The organism is Roseovarius halophilus (ex Wu et al. 2025), assembly GCF_047086965.1.
In genome coordinates this window covers 22449-45571 of sequence record NZ_JBKOTX010000017.1, presented here as the reverse complement: position 1 = coordinate 45571, position 23123 = coordinate 22449, and the positions used below count along the sequence as shown (strand labels likewise).

Genomic DNA, 23123 nt, shown 5'->3' with positions numbered 1-23123 from the left:
GGTTCAGGTACCGAGCCGCGTCCGCAGGCTGGCAATCGGCCGCCGCAGTATCCAGTAACCCAGCGTAGTCCAGCCGCCACTGAGTCGGCTTGTGCCTTTAAGGCCAACGCGGTGAAGATCCGCTTGATCAAGACTCGCGCGAACGCGGTAGGCCACGTTCCCGCTGGGTCGCTCCGTGGCGTCGTAGGCGACGTAGCGAACTTCCCCGCGGACCGGCTTGAGCGGCGCGGAACGAAGATAGAGGTTGACCGGTGAGCCGGGCGGCAAATTGACGGCATCTGCTACGGACAACCACGCCTCAATCTCGATTTTACCCGGATCGACGATGCGCAGGATCTGCTCACCCACGCCGACTGGCTGGCCAATCAGCGCCGAGACACTATCAAAAATCGCAACGCCACCAATCGCGGCGCGGACCGTTGAGTCGTTCAGCCGCGACTCGAGAAAAGTCAGTTCCGCGCGCGCCTGCTGAACCGCCCCCGCTGCTTCAATTAACTCGGCACTAAACTCGTCATTATCCAACGCCTGCTGGGTAAATTGCTGATACTGCTCCGTTGCGGCGCTCAGAGCTCGACGGGAGACTTCAACGCGCTTCTCGAGAATTTCATCATCGAAGCGGAAAAGCGGATCTCCCGCCTCGACATGTTCTGCCGGTCTCACCAGCACTTCCGAAATCACCCCCTCAATGGGGGCCCGGACCCTTAGCGGATCAACCGGCACAAGCTGTCCAGGTGCGATGACCGTCATGCGAACTGGGAGCAGCATAAGCACCAGAAAAACCGCAGCAATCCATATCAGCCGCTTGCGATACCATGGACGCTCTGCCGGCAACAGCCACTGCCTGACCACCCCAGGAGTGAGGCGCCGACGCGCCTCTTGACCGCCCTGGAGCGAGCGTTTGGCATGAGCCCAAACCTGCCACCACTCCTCGAGCAGGGTGCCTTCCTCATCGCTCCAGGGTATCGCCCGCACCAATAACAAGCCAGAGGGCACCGAGGTGGCCGTTATGTCCGGCAACCACAGGGCATACAACGGTAGGTATTCCTGCCAGGCCGCCTGATCTTCCTCACTGAGAGACTCAACATTCACCGGCCCCGCAGCACGATCACTCAATACACGGCGATGGAAGTTTGTCAGCCAGCCCATCATCGGAGCATTGGCATCCAGCGACATCAGCCCAGACAGAGCGGCAGGTTGATGGACATCGCGCCAGAGAATTGCCTGCCGATAGGGGGCCAAGCGATGCGTGGCATTAACAACAAGGTAGTCCAGCTCCTCGATACGCTCGACCATTCGCGCCTTACGCGAGAGCTCCACGAGCGTAACCATCCGATCGTTGACCTGCCCGGCTCGCGAGCGCAACTGTACTGCCATTCTTAACGGGCCTCGCGCAAGCGCTCAGCCAGACTGCGGGCGCTCTCAATGCGGATCACCTCACCGCTGAGGTGCAGTCGGATCACAAAACTTTTCTTATTGCCCTGGTCATCGGCGGCCGTCACCCGCAAAATAAGTTTGTCAGGTGCGTCCACTGGCGGCTCAATGATTAACTCACCCGTGCGGCTGTTGAACTGAATCCATTCTGGCAGCACCTCGTCGTCAAACGTATCCAGTTTCAGCAACACCTGTGCTGCCGGATCGGAGTGCACAAAGGCGTCGGGACGAATGACATCCATATAGCGCTCACCGGACTCCAGATGCAGGTCCGGGTGTCCTCGAAGGACCGCAAGACCAGGCACCTCCAAAGGCATCACTAGGGTGTGGAACCCACCACTGCGCGTGTATTCGAAGGTCGCGTCCATTCGCAGCCAACTCGTCGAGCGTTCGGTTTGCCACGGATCCGAAATAGTCCTAACCAAATCCATCATCCGATTGCCGCCCACGGCCATGCCACGCAAGGGACCTGCTTCGCCGAAGGTCTGTTGCAAACCGATGGGGGTTTGTTGGGCGATGCCCAAGTCACCTATTTCAGACTGCCTCAAGACAGCCGCATCCAGTCGATCCGGTGCGTTCTCTGCCCGTTTTTGCGGAAGGTGAATCTCCCTGTTGAAGCCGCTATCATTCCAACGATCTGCCGGCCTAATGTTACTCTCCACCATCGGAGGAACGCCTCCCCCGCCAGGAGAGACCGGCCCGGGAGAGACCGGCCCGGGAGAGACCGGCCCGGGAGAGACCGGCGTAATGGTTTCCTCTTCAGCATTCGGCCTAAAGAAAACGCCAAACCCGGGATCGAGCACCACGCCGTCGGCTACGCCATCCACATCACCACGGCCGCCTTCACGGATAAACAAGGTAAATAAATCATAGAAACCATCACCGTCGGTGTCCTGCGCCCGTGCACCTGTCTGTGAGACCGGATCCCAGTCAAAATGCTCGACTGTTCCATCCGGATAGATCTTGTAATAACGCGCCTCAAATTCATCCACTGCGTAGGTGGAGTCCTCGATGTGCACATCGACCTGGTGGCGAACGCCGGTATAGGCTTCGCGCACACGGTTGGCAAAGTCATTCTGTGCTTCTGGGCTGACATCGCCCCGATCCACCATGGTCTGAGGGTAGAGCCGGAAGCGCACTAAGTCGGTCGCTTCGAAGGCATCAAAGGCAGAATGCCCAAAGCGATCCAATAAATCCTGCTGGGCTAGATTAAGGTCACTGACATCCGCACTTTGCGCACCCACCAAATCCATCTGTGTTTCGGCGCGCATCGCCCCACCTTCGGTGAGAATGATGTCGGAGTTAAGCTCACGAATGGCATCAATGCGATCACCCGTGGCATCCAAGGTGAGGTCATTTGAATCACCACGGATTGACAAGCGATCACGCGAAATCGCATCCAACAGAATGCCGGCCTCAACGTTATGCCCGAATGGATCATTCTCCGAGAGCACGTTTTGCGGCAAGCTAATCGTTAGCGACACTGCCTCACTTTGCTGCGAAGCGGTACCCGCGAAATCCACCAGCTGATACGACAAATCCCAGCCACCCTCAGGCAGAGCGTACAGAGGAATCAGCGAGCCGGTCTGGGCATGAAATACGCTCGGAATTTCCCTCGGATCATCACCATCGTCCGGCGCCAACATCAAGCGCACGGCACCCGTGTTGGCGAGGATATCGTCACTGCTAATATCGACTTGCAAGCGGATCGCATCGGCTGGTATCGAATTACTTTCATCCACCCCAGGAACTTGCAGCGTCGGGCCTTCGAAATCCTGAAATAGCGCTGGGTCGTAGTAGCGATAAGCCTGCGTGCGAATAGCGCTTTCGCGATCAGCCTCTTGCGTATCGACCACCTTAAATTGAACCGCTTTGCCGGTACCCTGCTCGACGGCGGCCCCGGTCCAGGTGAAGTGATTGCCATCCCAACTCACATCGCTAAGCTGATCGGGACCATTAAGCGCCTGCCAGCCATCCTCATCGCTCACCCCCGGGCCACCCGCGCCATCCATTCGGCCATACACCAAATAGCGGTCGCCGGTCGGATCAACCGCGACATCCAAACTTCCAGTGATTGTCACCCCGGTATCAGCAAGCGGTAGCGGCCCCCCTTGCAGCGCACCGGGTGGTGTCTCATCAAGTTCTATTGCCAAGCTGTTTGGTTTGGGCAGTTGATTGAGTAGCTCGGCGACCGCTTCGCGAATATCAAGATACTGATCAATCGGCTGTCTGGTCTCACCATCCGCTGGTTCAGGGCCTTGGAGTACGCTGAGCACACCATCGAGATTGAAGTCTGTAACGCCGGACATGCCCAGTAAGGTGAAATCGGCCGGTGTGACCGGGTCCGCCGGCTCGGCATTCGGTGAGAGGATGCTATTCATCAGACGCTGCGAGGCACTCGCCAGTTGATCGACCTGCGCAACCGTTGCCACCGCATCGGTGTCAGCCAGCTTCAGGGCCTCAATGAACAGTGTGGCCGTCTGATCCGCACTGTCACCCGGTGCGGGCATGATCTGCGCGGCAACATTAGCGCCAATCGCCGTGAAATCGGCCGCGACCGGGTCTACGGTGGTATCGGCATCGGCAGCAACACCATTCGCCTCGGCGAGAATCGCCGCATAGCTGCCAGTAATTGATTCTAGATCGGCTAGCGCCGTGTCATCACTGGCGTCTAGTACGACATTGTCACCGGCGAGGGCATCATTAAAGGCATCAATATGGACCGGTGAGTCGAACTCAATCCCGTTGAGCGCATAGTCGCTCGCTGGTGGCGCTTGATCCGATTCACCAGCGGCATAGGCCCGCAACCGATCAAGTGCGTTAAGCCGTGCCGCTTCGATGGATAGAACACGGAGTTCCTCAACGCTATCCACTGCCGTTGGATCACCGGTCTCGGCCACTAACCGATAGAACTGCTCAAGGTCATCCATCGACAAGGTACGAATCCCAAGCTCATGGAGCGCCTCGAGCGAGGTTTGATCCATGCCGGTGCCATCCGGTAGCGGCGCATCGGCGGCAAGATTCGTGGCTGACAACGCCATTAGCTCATCCACTGTGCCGGCGAGCGACTCAATCATCGGCGTGCTGGCAATGGTTGGCACGGCTTTTCGCGTGATCACATCATTGAGCAGCGCGATGCCGTCGGCCGATAATGCGCCGGCGGTATTCGCACCGATAGCGTTGTAATGGCTAGTATCAGGCACCGCAACATCAGGCTCACCTGGTGTTGCTGAATGCATCAAAATCGCGGCAAAGCTATCAACGAGGGCTTGTAGCTCACTGACCGAATCGACATCTTCGCCAGCAACGACAGCGGTGGTTAGCGCGCTCGTCACCGCCTCATGGAGCAGGATGTTATCGGTGCCATCGGCCTCAATCGCGTTACCCTGCTCGTCGATGATCACACCGCCACCAGCAACTAACTTATCGATACCGGCCGCTTCGAAAATGTCGATGCCTGGCGCCTCACCGCTTGCCTCACCCTGACTATCCTCGGTGAACTCAATGATTGCTCGTAGCGCTGCCGCTTGCGCGTTGGCCTGTTGCGCTAAGTCAAGTAAGGCGGCATAATCGGTGAGTGTGTCTGCCTCGGCGTAGGCCCGCTGCAGGAATGGCTCGACAGCCAACTCGTCTAATGCAATTAAGCCCGCCTCGCTGGCATTGGTTAAAAACGCTGCCGGGTCATTAAGGGCTGCCGTATAATTGTCGACCGGATCACCATTGGCGAGCTCGGAGAGTTCGGCCACAAAATCCGCGGCAGCCTGAAGATGACCATGGCTAACCGGCCGATCGACGGCATCTTGAGCGACTAAATCATTAAACAAATCAATGCCCGCGTCGTATTGCCCAAACCCGGTGTCCGGATCAATCACCACACTGTCAGTAATGCCAGTGAGATCGACGCCAATGGCAGCAAAGTCCGCCGCGGGTGACGTTGTATCGCTGTTAACGTGGTTATAGGCATCAATAATCGCTTGCAGCTCAGCAATCGTGTCGGTTTCATCAGCCCCGATGGTAGCCGCCGCCAACACTGAATCGAGCCCGGATAAGTTATCCGCACTCACCCCTGAGAGCCCCGCCAAATCATAAGTGCTCGTTGTCGGGGCGGGGTTATCCGTTGGGCTATCGGCGTAATCCCGAATCTGCGCCAATCGATCACTCTGCAGCTGTTGCGCTTGGTTAACGAGCGCCTCAATATCCGCGCGGCTATCAACGGCAGAGGCGTCATCCGGTGTCTGCTCAACCAAATACAGGAAGGCAGGCATCAGCGAGGCATCAAGGCCTGTGATGCCGACATGTTCGAGGGCGTCGAGTGTGACCAAGTCAGGGTCACCATCACCCGCTAGTTCGCGCAAACCAACGACTAAGTCAGCGATTGTTTGCTGATCGGCGTGAGTCTTGACTGCCGCCTGATAGTCCATGGTATCGAGAAGGTCATTTGCTAAGTCAACGGCAACTGAATCATTGAGCTGACCCATCGCCAGGTCGACAAAATCCGCCTCGGTTAGCGGTACGCTGCCAGCGGTCGTGTTGGCCAACGCCTCGAGTTTGCCGCGAGCGTCGAGATACGCATCGGTCAGCGCCTCGACGTCTTTGAAGCTGTCTTTACTCTCGCTTGCCTGTTTGGCGAAGACCGCATTCAAGACCCCGGCGTCATCGGCTGAAATGCCCGAAATACCGGCGTTCAAGAAGTTACTCTCACGAACCGAGGTCGCCGTATCTGACCCATCTTGTCCCACAGCGGCATCAACCAGTGCTTGGCGGCCTTCGTTCAGCGCGGCAATGCCGTTGAGCACACTCTGCACACCGGCCATTGTCGGGGCGGGCTTGGCGCCGGTCACATCGGGGTCATCAAAGGTTGTGCCGATTTTCTCAATCAGCTCATCGACGTTGTCGTCGGTCACATTGCGGATACCGAGTGTCGCGAAGGCCGCCGGGTCAAGGTCATGATCGGCATCAGCACCCTGTTCAGCGACGGCAAAGACATCGTCGATGAGTGCGATCACACCGGCTAGACCGTCATAGGTCGCCACATCCGAATTATCGAGCAGGTCGAGTGACGACTGCAGGAAGTCGAGGCGCTCGTCAGAGAGATTGGCAAAGCCCAGCGTGGCAAGCAGCGCATTATCCACATCGCCCGCATTAAAGTTAAACGTATCGTCCGCGGCGGTGAAGACTTTGGCGTAGGCATCGGCAATAGCCTGGACATCCGCGGCGGTATCGGCATCGGTGCCGACAACGCCATCGGTGGCAAGCACCGAGGTCACGGCTGTGGCCATTTGCGTGGCATTAAAGCCCTTCAGGTCCATGCCGATGGCTTGGTAATCATCGGCGTCAGGCGTCGCCTCGTCATTGTCACCAGCGTAGGCTTCGATCTTCGCCAGCGCCGCATCAAAGGCTGTAACGGCGGCATCCACCACGCTCTGCAAACCAGTCTGTGTATTCACACTGCTGCTATCGCTCTCAGCGATGGCGCTGAGTATGGCGGCGAGGTTGTCGTTGGTGATGCCGGTAACGCCCAGAGCCTCAAGATCGGCTTTGGAAACGTCAGGAGCGGAGTCTGCATCTGCCGCCAGCGCCACCACCGCCTGCGCCTGATCAGCCAGAGCTTGCAGCGCGGCTGTTGTATCAACCTCACTCACCGATTTACCAGGCAGGATGCTGTTGAGCAGCGTCGCGCCATCGGCATCCACCCCGGTTACGCCCAAGGTAGCGTAATCGGAATCACTGAGATTGAGGCTCCCGGGGTTAGCAGCCGCAGCACCGAGAACGCTCGCGTAATCATCGACAATCGCCTGCACCTCGGCGGTGCTGTCAGCGTTTTCGCCAGCCATTGGCGCCGCGGCCAGCGCGGTGTTGACCGCATCGATGAGTTCACTATCGCTTACTCCAGCTGGGCTGACGACTGCGACGCCAGCGAGGTCAAAGTCACTAGCTGTGGGAGCAGAGGCAGTGCCATCACCATCACTCTCGGCATAGTCCTCGATGACTTGAAGGGCGTTGGTGTAATCAGTGTTGCCGTCAGTAACTGCCTGTTGCAGTTCGGTCAGCGTATCAACGGCGGTGGTCGCTAATCCGGTGATTTCTTCAGTCACCGCATTCAGGTTGTTGTCAGTGACGCCCGTCAGACCCAGTTTCTCCAGATCGGCGACGCTTAACGCCGGGCTCGCGGTGCCACCGTCAGCAGCATCCATCACCCGACCGACAACCTCAGCCACCGCTTTAAGGTCAGCCCAGTCATCGACCTCACCTACATTGGCGGACTTGGCATCGAGCACGCTGTTGAGCAGAGAGAGCCTCTCGGTGGCATCAGTGGTGAAATCCACCACGCCACCAAGGCCAAGGGCGGTATAAGCGGCCTGGCCCAGTGCCAGATTCCCTTGATCATTGGCGTTGCGAACGGCGTCGTAGGCCGCAACTATCGCCTTAACGTCCCCGGCGGTAGCTACATCAGCGCCCTCAATCGGCAGCGAGGCCAGCACCGTGTTAACGGAATCCACCAGATCGGCGTCATCGCTCAACGTGCTGAAATCAATTCCCAGTGCTTGATAGTCTGATAGCTGGGGAACGCCGCTGCTATCATCAAATGCAGTACTGCCATCACCGGCATAGCCACCAACCTTAGTTAGTGCCGTATCAAAGGCACTCACGGTACTGGTGACGAGCGTGTTCAGCTCGCTCAGCGAATCCACATCACTGGTAGTGACAGCGGCGTCGGCGATGGCCGCCGTCACCGCAGCGAGATTATCGCCATCAACCGGGTCGTCAGTAATACCCAATGCATTGATGTTAGCCGCCGTCAGCGCGGGAGCGGCTGTCCGCCCCGCAGCGGTATCAATCACGCTATTGATAGTTTCCGCGATCCCCTCGAGCTCGGCCCACTCATCCACGTCAGCAACCGTGGCTGACTTGGCATCCAGCACGGTATTGAGCAGCGATACTTTTTGAGCACCGTCAGCCGTGAAGTCCAGCAAATCATCAAGGCCGAGGGCTTCGTAAGCGGCTTGATCCAGAGCCAGCGTGCCCTGATCGTCGGCGGCACGGATCGCGGTATACGCCTCGACGATCACTTTAGCCTGCGTGGCAGTCGCCACATCGGTGTCCACAACCGGCAGTGACGCCAGCACCGTATTGACCGAACCCACCAAACCACTGGCGTCCGTCACATTTGTGAAGTCAATTCCCAGCGCCTCGTAATCGGCTTGATTTGGGGCGGTACCTCCCGCGGCAGTATTGGCACCGCCTGCATAGTTACCAACGTTCGTCAGTGCCGTGTCAAAAGCATTCACCGTGCTAGTGATCAACGTATCTAATTCACTCAACGAATCGACGCCCGCAACATTGGCGTTTGCCAGAGCGGCGGTGACCGCTGCCAGATTATCGTCGGTGACCGGATCATTGTTAATACCCAGCGCGTTGAGCTCATCCGGGGTTAGTGCCGGATCAGCAGGTGTGCCATCCGCTGTAGCGGTGACCCGCGCCGCCGTGCTAGCCAACGCCGCGACCTGGTCCCAGCGCTCTATGTCAGCCACGTCCTTGTCAGCAAGCACATCGTTCAGAAGCGCTGCAGAAGCGCCATCCACCTCGTCCAGACCGAGCAGCGCGTAATCACTGTCGGTGAGCGTTAATGCACCGGGGTCAGCAGCCGCTTCTGTCAGGATGTCGTTATAGACATTCGCCATTGCCTGAATATCATCGGCATCGACAATGTCCCCGCTGACCACCTCAGACGAGGCCAACACACTGTTTAACGCCTCTATTAACGCTGGATCACCTGCCAGATCGGTCAGACCAAGACGCTGGTAATCCGTCGCACGTGGGGCTGAGCCATCATCATCGGCGTAGTCCCGCACCACCGTTAACGCGTTGTTGTAAGCCGCGATCGCGCTGGCCACCACGCTGTCCAACTTATCGGCGGTATTGACTGCGCTCGGGTCACTCGCTTTGATGGCAGCCAGTACAGCCGTGCGATTAGCATCGGTCACACCGGTAACGCCCAAGGCTTCAAGATCAGCCGTTGTGATTGTTGGCGCGGGATCGGTATCGGCTGCCAGCGCCAGTACTTCCTGCGCCTGATTGGCCAGCGTCTGCAGATTGCCAGTCGTATCCACATCGTCCGCGGCTTTATCAGGCACCACGCTGTTCAGGAGCGTGGCACCATCGCTATCCACACCCGACACACCCAGTATGGCGTAGTCGGCAGCAGTCAGACTCAGAGACCCTGGATCGGCATCGGCGGCCTCGAGGACACTGGCATAGGTATCAACAATGCCCTGCACCTCAGCGGTGGTATCAGCATCCACATCATCTACTGCTGTAGTAGCCAGAGACGTGTTGACCGCGGCCAAGAGGGCACCGTCACTCACCCCACCGGGGCCAGAGACCTCCACGCCGGCCAGGCGGAAGTCATCCGCGCTCGGTGCCGTGGCAGTGCCATCACTATCAGCATAGTCTTCGATCACCTTGAGCGCGGAGGTATAAGCGCTCTGGCCTGCCGTAACCGCAGCCTGCAGCTTGGTCAAATCGTCGGCATCGGCGGTGCTCACCAGATCCGCAATCGCATCTACCACCGCGTTGAGGTTGTCATCGGTAACGCCAGTCAGGCCGAGTGATCCCAAATCTTGGCGTGTCAATGCCGGATCGGGATCAGTCACGTTGTCGTCCGCCGTATCCATAACCCGGCCGACCGTAGTCGCTACCGCCTCGAGCTCAACCCACTGATCGACACCAGTGAGCGCGCGCGCTTTGAGTGCGTCATCAAACAGCGCAGCACGATCGTTATCTTCGGAATCGCGAGTCGAATTATTGAGAAGGCCCAATGCATCACTCAGGCCAAGTGCCTGATAGGCATCTGCATCAAGGCCAGGTGCCGCGGTGCTATCACGACTCTTATCCAGAATTGTCTTGTAGGCATTTACAACGGCCTGAATGCCAGTGGCATCGGCAAGACTGTTCTCGGTGATTGGGCCTGAGGCGAGTGCCGTATTAACGGCATCAACCAGCTCAGTTGATGTGATACCGAGGGGCGGATCAAGCGTTATATCGGCCTTTTCATAGACCGCAACGGCCGGCGGGTCGCCATCAGCGTCATCGGTTGTGTCGCCGGCGTAGTGCAGAATGGCCTCCACCGACTCGCGGGCGAGCTCTGTATCAACAAAAGCCTGCAACGCGGCGCGATCCAGCGTTTGAGTCGCACTCAAATCGAGTACGTCGTTAATCAGGGACGGACCAGAGGATAGCGTCATATTTTCAATGACGAGTGTTCCCTCTAGTACAGAGAGATCGGGCAGCACAACGCGTTGATCCGACTTGCTGCCGTGTGAGGCGTTATCAACGTCGCTCTTATTGCCGGCAGTGTCATCAAACTCCGCCAGCTTGATGGTGAGCGTGTCACCCGATGCTGGCAGCTCACTCGAATTGAGATTGAGGTAACCGGATTTATCGGCCTCCCCAGACAGATCATAGACACCACTTGTTGGGGTCGTGACCTCACTACGAGTGCCCTTGTCCTGGCTGGTTGTGGCAAGCGAGTCATTCGCCATCAAGAAGCCGAGTAACTGGTCGTCTGTCAGGGTGTTAAGCGAAGCTAGATCACTAACACCGGTTATACCCGCATAAGCAGTGTCCGCCTTGATTAGATTCGTGAACTCGATACTTCCAGTACCAACATCAGCGGTAAACGTGAGATAACCGTTTGCTTCTTCCGTTGCCGAGATATTGGTCAACTCGGCTGTGAAATCCGCTTTGATGGAATCATTAACGGCATCAATGTTATCGGCGGTAACACCGGTAACTCCCAGGATGGCGTAATCCTCTTCATTCGGAGCAATCGAGGCCGTCTCACTCTCGAGGTTGGCATTGGCGTAGGTATTGAGAATATCCAACGCCTCGGCCTTGCGATTGACCTCTAGTTTGATCTCATTGCTGAAGTCACTGACGTTGCCGGCTTCATCCGTGGCAGTGATCTTGAAGGTGTGTTCGCTCTCAGCCAGTGGGTCAGCAAAGGTGTAGGTCCAGTCGCCGCTACCATCAGCGTCGGCCGTGGCAATCGCCGTCGTGCCGGAATAAATCGTAACCGTGGAATCCGCTTCGGCCGTGCCGCTGATGGTCGGAGTGTTGTCGCCTGTGGTTGGTGTGCTGCCGGAGGTGTAAGTCAGCGTTTCAGTCGAATTATCACGCTTATCAACAATAATATCGGGGCTCAACTCTCGAGGCGGCGTAGCCGTTCTGTCAAAAGTCGGAGCCTCTGTGTCAACGGTAAAGTCGAAGGTTTCCGCCGAACTGATGTTACCCGCTTCATCAACTGCGGTGAAAGCGATTGAATGCGCGCCATCCGCAAATGGCATGTCGGCAATACTCCATTTGCCATCGGCAGCCACAACGATTTCATCAAACTGGTTGGTAATGTTGGCCGAAGAGCCTGAATCAGTTGTTAGCTCAACCTTTATCACCGCACCGGCTTCAGCTCCGGAGCCGTTAAAGGTCGTTGTTTGCTGGTTGGTCGCCGCGGTTCCAGAAAGATCAGGCGTCATCGTGACGGTGCCAAGCGCTGGCGGCGTTGTATCGATGACCAGCTCGTTACTCGAGACATCAGTGAGAGTAACGCCGCCAGCGGTGACCTCAACGACAACATCATGGATGCCATCTGTTAGGACCGAGTTGATGTTCGAAAGATCAAGCGCCCATACACCGTTGGTGTCGTCGTAAGAAAGCTCTGAGTCGTCAGTTACCTCGGCTCCAATTTTGTAAGACTTGCTATTCGCACCGTCACCAATCGTCACTATCAGAGTGTCATTCGAAGTGTCGAGCGCGATAGAGCCATCGGATCCTACCTTTTCAGCCTTGCCAGCAAGGTCCGGAAGAGCGGTGTTTACTACCATGTCGTTATTGATCAGTTGCGATTCCACCGTTGGTGTACCCGCCGGTGCGATATCGACCTCTAACGTCTGTGTATCCAACACAGAGCGGTTCCCCGCCGCATCGAACGCAAAAACCTCAGCCATGTAACTCTGACCATGCTGGAGAGCAGCGGCATCACCATCAGGCAACGTGAAATTCCAGGTGGTGGCATTAATGCCACTTAAATCAACGGTATAGCGCTCGCCGTTAAAGACCACTTCTACCCTTTCGGTATCAGCAGCAGTTGTGCCTGCCAAAACGGGCGGATTTTCTACGGTGTTTAAAGACTGAATAGTGATGACATCAGTAAATGAGGTCGTGTAATCAGCCGATGTAGTCGTCGAACCACCATTTCCATCGGGGGTTGTTGTATTCACCGTTGTGGTCACTTCGACTGAGTATGTCCCTGCGCCAAAATCAGGCGCGCCATTCAGTCCGAGATCAAGCGTCCATTTGCCGCCGTTGTAGCTAAACCCAGACTCTGCCACGTCGACATCCGACAATGCCGCCGTGTGCACCACACTATTTCCATCCAGGATTTCAACCGTCAGACCATCGCCGGTTTGAAGCCCGGTGGTTTCATCAATCCCTGCATAGCCATTGATCACCGGGCGTGGGCGAGATGTTTCTAAACTGTCTACCGTCGCTGTCTCGCCACTGACCACTGCACTCGCATCTGTACGGGTTTCAGTAAATCGTTCGCTGGCGTCAAATTTGTTGTCACCAGCAATCGTTGTGATCTTCACCGTCGGTGCGCTTGTATCCACCGTAACGGGCTTTTGTACATCGTAGTCGACATTAAACTTCTCAACGCTGGTTTTGAGCGTGTACTCGCCATCACCCAGGCTCGAGGCATCCAGACCCAAGCTCCACTGGCCGTTTTGAACGAGCGCAGTTTCTTCGATATCTGTAACTCCAGCCTTGATCAGCTTGATCGTCACGGTCGTGCCGTCGGCCACATTGGTCACCGAACCTGTTAACACGACTGCCTGGTTTGCTTCGAGGCTGTTGATAACATCATCACCGGTCACTAAATCGATGCTCAGGGTCGGCACCGAAGTGAATGCCTGCAGCTTGTCGAAGCTGTTGATCTCAAAACCACTGTCCTGAGAAGCTGCCAGTGCTGCCTTTACGTTATCAAGATTATCATCGGTAACATCGTTGATACCGATCGCTGAGAAATTCGTTGCCGTCAGTGCCGGGCTCAAGGTTTCCCCCGCAACCTGGCGCATCAGCTTTTCGACAATGTCGGTCACGCTCTCAAGTTCTGCGATGGTGTCGACATCAGCGGCTTTGCTCGTGGTCTGGGCAAGGATATCGTTGAGCAGAGAAAGTCCATTGGGGTTGCCCTCAAGGGCGCCCAGATCGGCTCCCACGGCCAGGTAATTCGCCTGGGTGGGTTCAGTGCGGCCGCCATCCGTTTCCGCCCAATCGAGGATGACATCGTAGCTATCAACGATGGCCTGCAGCTTCTCGGTGTTATTGACGTCGGCGCCGTCAAGACTAGCAATCGAATTTTGTACCGCACTTAGTAGTGGGTCAGATAAGGTGTCCGCGCCATCAGGATCAGTCACGCCAACCAGATCAAGGGTGGCGGCAATTGGTGCAACCGAACCAGCTTCTCCATCCGCGTAATCTACGATGTCACCGAGCGCGGCAATGTAGTTACCGATGCCAGAATCAACAGCACCCTGCAGGTCCGCCAAGCTCGCCATTGGGCTGGTGCCGTTAATCGAGTCAAGCACCGCATTGAGGTTGTTGCTGGTGACACCCGTTATGCCCAGTGCTGATAATTCATCGGCCGTCAACGCTGGATCAGCCGCGGTTCCACCCGCAGTCTCTTCAACGCGACTCACAGTGCTGGCTAGCGCATCGAGCTCAGCGGCTGAGTCAAGATCGCTCACTGATTTGCCTGGCAGCACATCGCTGAGCAGGCTTGCCGAATCTGCACTTAAGCCATCGATGCCTAACTTTGCATAGTCAGCGTTATCTAACGCGAGCGTGCCGTTCGGGTCATTTGCCGCGTTGAGTATGTCGCTGTAGGTATCGACCACGGCCTGCACTTCTGCTGTTTCATCGACTTCAGCGCCTGCGACATCGGCATCAGCCAGTACCCCAGTGACGGCAGCCGCCATCTGTGTTTCTGTCAAAGGCGAGCCGGTCAAATCGACGCCCGCGGTCGAATAGTCCGCGGCCGTTGGCGCGGGTGTGCCGCCGTCGTTCTCGGCGTAGGTCTCTATTTTAGCGAGCGCAGAGGTGTAAGCCGTGTCACCGGCATCAACGGCGTCCTGCAATTCGGTTAACTTGGCAACATCACTGGTCGATGTTTCAGCAGCAATCGCGTCAACGACAGCATTCAGATTATCGTCAGTGACACTACTCAGACCGAGCGCCGTCAGCTCAGCTGCGGTGAGCGCCGGATCCGCCGAGCCGTTACCAACGGTATCCATGACTCGTGAAACGGTATCGGCCAGTGCTTCAAGGTCCGCGAGGGTCAGCGCGGGATCGGCGCTCTGGTTGGCCATCGCCTCATTGAGCAGTGAAGCTTCCTCGTCCGTCAGCCCTGTCAGCCCCAGCGCCGCGTACTCATCCTTGGTTAGCGAGGCGGCGGTGTTATCCTCAGCCGCCTCGAGAATCGCGGCATAATCGTCGGCTAGGGTCTGAATGTCATCGGCGCTATCGACGTCATTACTGCTGATTTCGCTACCTGCCAAGAGTGTGGCAAAGCCGTCAGCGAACTTGGCATCGGTCAGCGTTGAGCCAGCGGCTGGCGTAAGCGTCACACCGGCGTCGTCATAATCACTGACGCTCGGCGCACTACCCACCGGTGCATCGGCGTAGCTGCCGATGCGTGTAACCGCATCGCTATGCGCCTGAACCGCCGCATCGGTGACAACGGCCAGCTCATCCAATGAATTCAGATCCTGAGTGTCTTCAGCCGCTAACGCTGCCACGACGGCATCGAGGTTGTCCGCGGTCACTCCCGTGACACCCAAATCGTTGAGGTTATCAGCGGTTAGGACGGGATCAGCGGTGCGCCCCGCTGCGGTCTCGATAACGCCATCAATGGTCTGTGCCAAACCGTTGAGATCGTCCCACGCGTCAACGTCGGCAACCGTTGCCGACTTGGCATCCAGCACGGAATTCAGCAGTGCGACCTTGTCGGCACCGTCCACCGTGAAGTCCACCACGCCATCGAGACCGAGCGACTCGTAGTCGGACTGCGCAAGCGCCAAGGCGGGCGTGCTGCTGTCGGTGGCATCAGCCATGCGGATCGCGTCGTAGGCTTCGACGATGACCTTCACTTCCGCGGCCGTTGCCACATCAGCACCCTCGACGGGCGAAGAGGCCAGTACGGTATTAACGGATGTCACCAAACCACTGACGTCTGTCACATTCGTAAAGTCAATTCCCAGCGCCTCGTAATCAGCCTGTGCTGGCGCCGTGCTGCCGACCCCAGTGGCGTTGGTGCTATCGCCCGCGTAGGCTTGGATATTGCTGAGCGCCGTATTAAACCCGGACACCGCCGCGCTCGCGACGCTATCAAGATCGGTTAATGTGCTAACCCCCGACACACCGGCCGTCGCGATGTCTGCGAGCACGGCATCGATGTTGCCAGAGTCAATACCGGTCAGGCCAAGGTCACCGAGGGCACTGGCCGTTAAATCCGGGTCGGCGGCGTTACCCGCGGCGGTGTCGATCACGCCGTTAACGGTTTCCGCCAGCACTTTGAGCTTGCCCCACTCATCCACGTCAGCAACCGTGGCTGATTTGGCATCCAGCACGGTATTGAGCAGCGAAACCTTCTCAGCGGCATCCGCACTGAAATCAATTACCACACCGAGGCCAAGCGCCTCGTAGGCCGTTTGGTCAAGATTCAGTGCTGCAATGGTGCCGTCAGTCGCGTCAGCCGTGCGGATCGTCTCATAGGCGGTGAAAATGGCTTTCACCTCTGCCGCCGTGCTGACGTCTGGCTCAGCCACATCGTCGGCGCCTATAACTGGGCCTGAGGCGAGCACCGTGTTGACGGAAGCGATCAGGTCATCATCAGCGGGGCTGGCAACGTCGATGCCAAGGGCCTGATAGTCACTCGCTCCAGGCGCGGGGTACTGAGCATCGCCGTTGTCACTATCCAGACCAATGGCGTCAGTGCCATCGCCAGCGTAATTCGCGACCGTGCCGAGCGCCGTAGTAAATGCCCCCGAGACAGCCGAAGTAATCGTATCCAGCTTGGTCAGATCGTCGACCGCCGCGCCATCAGCCTCACCAGCAATCGCCGCGACCACCGCATCGAGATTGTCATCGCTGACATCGCTAATACCGAGCGCGGTCAGCTCTGCCGCGGTGAGCGGCGGATTGGCCGGCGTACCATCGGCCGTCGCCGTGACGCTTGCGGCGGTGCTGGCAAGCGCCTTCAGTTCCGGCCAGGTATCGACATTGGCCACGGCTTTGCCGGGCAGCGCGTTGCTGAGCAGCGTCGCCGCATTGGCATCGGCAGCAACGTCTGTCAGCCCCAGCAGCGCATAGTCAGTTTCATCAAGGCTGAGTGCTGTACCCGCATCCGCCGCTGTTAAAATCGTGGCATAAGTCTCGACCACCGGGGTGAGCTCAGCGGTGGTATCAACATCGGCCCCCGCCACGCTGCCGGCTGCCAGCACGGTATTCAGTGCCGTTGCAAAAACACTCGAGTCAAGCGGCACGGTCTGTGCGGAGAGATCCACGCCGGCGGCCCGATAATCAGCGGCGGAAGGCGTCACGAACGCATTGCCGTCAGTCGGATTGCTGCCATCTTCTTCGGCATAACGCTCAATAACCGCCAATGCATCCGTGTGGTCCTGATCGCCATCATCAGCGACCGTTTGCAGATTGCTTAGGCTTGCCACATCGCTGGTCGATGTCTTCGCCGCAATGGCATCCACCACCGCGTTGACGTTGTCATCGGTTACTCCGGTTAGGCCCAGATCCGTAAGTTCTGCCGCCGTGAGTGCAGGATCGGCCGTGCCGTCATTAACCGTCTCCATGACCCGGGTGGCGCTACTGGCCAGCGCTTCGATTTCTGGCACGGTATCGATGGCATCTTTACCGGCGCTGCCAATGGCCTCGTCAAACAGATCAAAGCCATCGCCGGTCTTAACCGCGTCATCAAGCGCCACCCCGATCACCGCGTAGTCATCGGCACTCGGCCCACCCGTGGCATCGGTCGTTGAGTGCGCCAGAATGGCGGCGTACTCATCAATAACCGCCTGCAGTGTTTCTTTTTCGCTGGCGATGGCGCCATTAACAGGCGCGGTTAGCAGAGCACTATTCACTGCCCCCAACAACTGCGTGTTCTCGGCATCGGTCCCGGCATCCAAGCCAGCGACGCCCATTTGCAGGTACTGATCCAACGTGGGAGCCGCCATCGCCTCTTCAGTGCCATCGTCCGCTACACGAATGCCATCGCCTTCGGCGTAATCCCGAAGATAGAATCCGGCGGCCAACGATTCAGCCGAGTCAACCATCGCGCCCAATGCGCTGGGTGAGGCGACATCTGAACCGTCATCTGAACTAAGCTCGATGACCTCCACGACCGCGGTAATGTTGGTGTTATCGACACCACTGATCCCGAGCGCGTCGAAGTCACTTTGTGCCAACGCTGGCGACGGGGCCTCGCCAGCCGCGGTCGCTAACAGCTTGTTATAGGCATCGACCATGGCCTGGATTTCATCGGCTGAGTCTTTGTCGTCGGTCGGCAATAACCCAAGGAAACTATTCAGATTACCGACTGTGCCTGCGCTGACATCGTTAAGACCCGCGGCGGCATAATCATCCGTCGATGGGGCTGAGCCCGAGCCGTCATACGATGTCAAAACCGCCAACGGCGAGGTATCCACCGTTACCGTAAAGGCGTTGGATTCTGCTGAGATATTCCCCGCTTCATCGGTCTGGCGCGTTGTAAAGTTATAGCTGCCGGAAGCAAGCGGTGTTTCGGTCTCGATATCGATGGAGCCGTCGTCATTGCGCGCATAGCGCATGTCAAAGCTCCACTGACCAAACTGGTTGACCAGCGTCTCGCCAAGCTGGACGCCGTCTTGGTAGACCGCGAGCGTGGCGTCGGGCTCACCGCTGCCGCGCAGCACTTGTTGCTCCAGGCGATTAACAATCGTGCCCGGCGAGTCGCCAGCCGTCGCGCTAACGCCATCAATGACGGCCTTACTCGGTGCACTGGTATCAACCGTCAAACTAAATTCGTCTGAGGGATCCGAGCGGTTACCGGCAATGTCCACAACAACCGCTTCGAGGCGATGATCGCCCTCCCCTAGTGCTGGCGACGGCGTCCAGGTGAACTGCCCATCAGCATCTGCCCGAATGGTGTCATTGATCGAGTTATCGCCATTGGTGATGACGACATCAGCGTTGGGCTCAGTCATGCCGGTCAGCGTCGGTGTACCGGTATTGACCAGAGCGTCACCTAGTAGCTGCGTCGGTGATGGCCGCTGCAGATCGACGCTAAAGGTCACCTCATCGCTCATCGGGCTGCGGTTACCGGCACCATCCACGGCAAAGGCCGACAGGGTGTAATCACCGTTCGCGAGCGGGCTCGCCGTGGTAAAGCTGTAGGTGTTGTCGTTCAGGACATCGGCGGTGGCGATAACCACGCCATCCAAAACCACTTGCACACTCTCCGCGCCTGCGGCCGTGCCGCTAAAGGTTGGTTGAGCGACGTTAGTGATCGCATCGTCATTCTCGCGGCCAGAATCATCTGCCTGATCAAGCGCCAACGAAGGAGCGGCCGGGGCGTCCGTTGCCAAGGTTATCTCACGCGTTTCTGTAACCGCGTTGCCAGCGATGTCAGTTGCAGTCACCTCGATACGCTTATCGCCGTCATCGCCCAATGCATCGAGGACGCCTTCGTTTAACGACAAGGACCAATGGCCGTTGCTGCTCACACTCAAGGTTGTATCGAGGACTTCGCTGCCACCAGTCTTGGCGTCATAGAGCTGAACACGCAGGTCCGCGCCCGGCTCGCTGCTACCTGATAAGGTCACGCCCTGCTCTTTGAGCGAGGCATTGATGTTGTCGTTATTACCGACCTTGGCAATACCCAGCGCCGGTGCTGCGGTATCCACTGTGACGCCGAGCGATGGGCTGGAGTCGCTGCGGTTACCCACGGCATCGACTGCGTAGGCCTTGAGGCTGTAATCACCGTCAGCAAGCGCGGAACCCAATGTACTGGTATCGAACGACCAGTCACCGTTACCGTCGGCCGCGGTGCTACCGACCAGCGCATCACCGTTAAATAGCTCAATAGCAACGTTCGCTTCGGCCGTACCAGTCACCGTAAAGCCGTTGTCTTTGGTAATCCCATCACTATCCAGACGGCCGCTGTCAGGGCTAAACCCACTGATGCGCGGCGCATAAGGCGCGGTGAGATCCACTGTGAGGCTAAGATCACTGCCCGCTGCACTGACATTGCCGGCGATGTCTTCAAGGGTCGCGCTCAGGGTGTAGCTGCCCTCGGCCAGATCTGCGTCCGGGCGCAGCGTCGCGCTTGATGCAGTGACCATCGCTTGAGTCAGATCAACACTGGCGACGACATTGTTGCTGTCATCACTCAGCGTCAGACGGTCACCGATCGCGGCGCCACCAGGCAGCGCCACATCAATCAACGGGCGCTGCTCGGCAGTAGCGTTACTGCTACCCGAGTCGGTATTGAGTGTCGGCGTAACCGCCCCGGGTGCTGTCGTGTCTAAGGTAACGACTAGCTCAGGGGAATCGGGTGAGTCCGTAACGCCACTGCGCACGACACGAGCAACCAATGTGTTGGTTCCCGCTGATAGCGCATTATCAGTCGCGGCGATGGTCACATCGCCATCAGCCCAGCTTGCGGTGCCCAGCACCGTCTCGCTGACCCCATCAATCCGAACCAACTCAACGGTGTCGCTGGTTGTTGGGTTTTCACTGCCACCATCAAGCTTTGAAGCTGCCACATTGACCGTGAAACTGGCCGCCGCCTCGTTGGTGATGCGATCGGTGTCGCTGCGCCCGGAGTCGTCGGCAGCCTGCAGCCTCGGTGCTAAGGGCGCATCGGGCGCTGCGGTGTTAACCGTCAGCGCAAACGCCGTGTCCGATTGCCGCTCGTTGCCATAGGCATCGGTCAACTTGGCAAACACTTGATAATCGCCGTCGGCCAGTGCTGCGCTCGCAGTGAGTGTGACAGTTCCCTCTAGGTCTCCATCAGCGAGCGTTGCCGACGCCAGAACGTTGCCGTTGCCATCGACTAATTCGAGCGTATCACCGGCGGCTGGCAGGCGATTGGTGGCGGTACTATCAGGCAACCCAACATCAAAAGTGGGGGTATCTTCACTGGTGTCGCTGCTAGGACGCACCGGCACATCCGGCGCGGCCAGCGGCGTGGTCACCACGGTGATATCACGCTGCTCGGTATCGTCGTTGCCGGCAATATCGGTAGATGTCACAGCGATAGACTGCGCCGTGCCCTCGCCCAGCGCGGCGTAGTCACTATCGGTGAGCGTGTAAGACCAGTCGGTACCATCGGTCTCAGGGATTACCTGAACGGCAGACGAGCCGGTGCCCAGTGTCAACACGACACGGTCATCGGCTGCCCGCGTGCCGGTGAGCGTCACGCCCTCAGTTTTCGCCGCGGCATTAATAACGTCACTGGCAGCCACGGTATTGAGCGCCGCGGTTGGATCGGTTTGATCGACCTCCACTGAGAAACTGCTTGAGGCGGCACTGGTGTTGCCCGCGGCATCGGTAGCTTTGGCCGTTAGTCCGTGGCTGCCCTCACTCAGCGCCGCGGTGAGGTCAAGGGTCCAGCTGCCACCCTCATCGGCGATGGCTGTACCCAGACTTGTCGAACCATCAAATACTTCAACCGTACTCTCTGGCTCAGCAGAACCCTGCAGTGTCGGTTTGTCGTTGTTGGTGACGGCGTCATCATCACGACGTCCCGAATCGGTCTCGCTCGACAGCCCCTGAATGGCCGGTGCCAACGGCGCCACGGTATCCACCTCAAAGAGGTGCTGGCGCAACATGCTGACGTTGCCCGCCACATCTTCAACCTGCACGGTGACCGAATGTTGGCCATCATTCAGGGATGCCGCGGAATTCAGCGCCCAGCTGCCATCATTACCCGCCACAACCAAACCAGCCAGCTCGCCATCAACACTGATTGACACCCGGGCACCGGCTTCAGCATCGCCGGACACATCCAGGCTGGATTGATTGGTGTAAGCCGCATCAACGGTGCCGTTGATGGTCAGCGCGGATACCGGCGTTGGCGCCGTCGTATCGACCTCGAGTGTGAAGTTATCGGAAGCCACGCTCTCGTTGCCCGCTAGGTCCACCGCCTTGGTATAGAGGGTGTGATCACCTTCGGCGAGATTTTGCCCGGCGAGGTCAAACTCCCAATTGCCCGATTCGTTGACATCCGCCGTTCCGAGCAGCGTGTCCGACCCTGAGCTAGCTTCTCGATAGACATTGATGGCGGCACCCGCTTCGGCGCTACCACGCAACAGCATCAAATTGGTACGCGTTATGGCATCGCTGCCCGATAAACCGGTATCTGGGGTAATGCCACTAATCGCTGGCTTGGCGGGCGCGACGTTATCGATATCAACCACAAATTCCCGCGACAGCGCGCTTTGGTTACCCGCCAGATCGGCGGTACGCGCCGCAAATCGATAAACGCCATCACCGAAGGTTTTTATGCTTCCGCCGCTTTCCTGATACTCAAACGTCCACTCACCACGGTTATTCGCCTCAACCTCGGCGAGCACCGTGCCGGGGCTATCCATATCAAACAGTTTGATAATGCCAAATGGCTCAGAGCTGCCCTCCAGGGTGATGGTATTGGTCTGCGTCACCCCATCGAGCGCCGAGGCGCCGGTATCACTGACCACAGCGATAATCGTTGGCACCTGCGGCTCAACCGTATCAATAGTCAGAATCAGCGAATCACTGGTGTCACTGACGTTGCCGGCCAGATCAGTTGCTGTGATCAGGACCTCGTAACTCCCATCGGCCAGGTTGGCGCCCGCCGTACTCAGTGACCAGGTGCCGTCACTACCCGCTGTTGTTGTGCCCAACAAGACCTCATTGGCCTCGACCCGAACCCGACTGCCGGCCTCCGCTTGACCCGCGAGCAATGGCTGGTTGTTGCGAGTGAAGAACTCATTACCCTTTTCGGTCTCAAAAACGCCGAGCTGATCGACCGTCGCCATCGTGGGCTTATTTGGCTGAACGGTATCGAGCACCACTGTCAGGGCTTCCTCGGACCAGGCCGACACCGTGCTGGCCTGTGTCCCAGTAACTGTGCTGCTCGGCACTTCGATGCGCGCCTGAATCTCCAAGGTTTTCCCCGTTGCTTCAGTCAGCACAGAAGGATCGAGCTCATCAATATTAATGACGGCCCGCCCCGAGGCCACCTGCAACAGGGTCAGCTCGATATCCGCAAGCACCTCACCCTCTGCCGCGCCCACCTCGGCGAGCACCAGCCGATCGCCGGCGCTAACGCCCTGCGCGATGGTCATATCCAGCCGGAAGCCGTTGACGTTGGTCACGCCATCGTCGTTAATCCGGCCGCTGTCATCCGCGGCCAGTAGGGCGGGTTTATCCGGGACCGCCGGCGGGTTGAGGTTATCGACCTTACTCGCATCAATGTAGAAGCTCTCGGCGTGGTTGCCGGCAAGGTCGCGCAGCAGTTTGGCGCCATCCGATACCGTGGGGCTCTGGTAGGCCAGCGTCAGCGCCTGGCCGCGGGCAACCGGATCGTTGAGTACGACAAGCAG

At 58.0% G+C, this 23123-nt stretch carries 2 protein-coding genes (1 of these 2 only partly in view); both read right to left on the bottom strand.

Annotated features, from left to right (window positions below; all coding sequences use genetic code 11):
- Nucleotides 1-3: 3 nt before the first annotated feature.
- Entirely contained in the window at nt 4-1374 is a 1371-nt protein-coding gene (locus tag ACH107_RS05445; RefSeq protein ID WP_109389917.1) for an efflux RND transporter periplasmic adaptor subunit, read from the bottom strand.
- Between the two features lie 2 nt (nt 1375-1376).
- Nucleotides 1377-23123, bottom strand: partial view of an Ig-like domain-containing protein gene (locus ACH107_RS05440; protein WP_412504964.1) — the 3' portion only. It continues 21126 nt past the right edge of the window; only the last 21747 of its 42873 coding nucleotides appear in the window; the start codon falls outside the window, past its right edge; its stop codon occupies nt 1377-1379.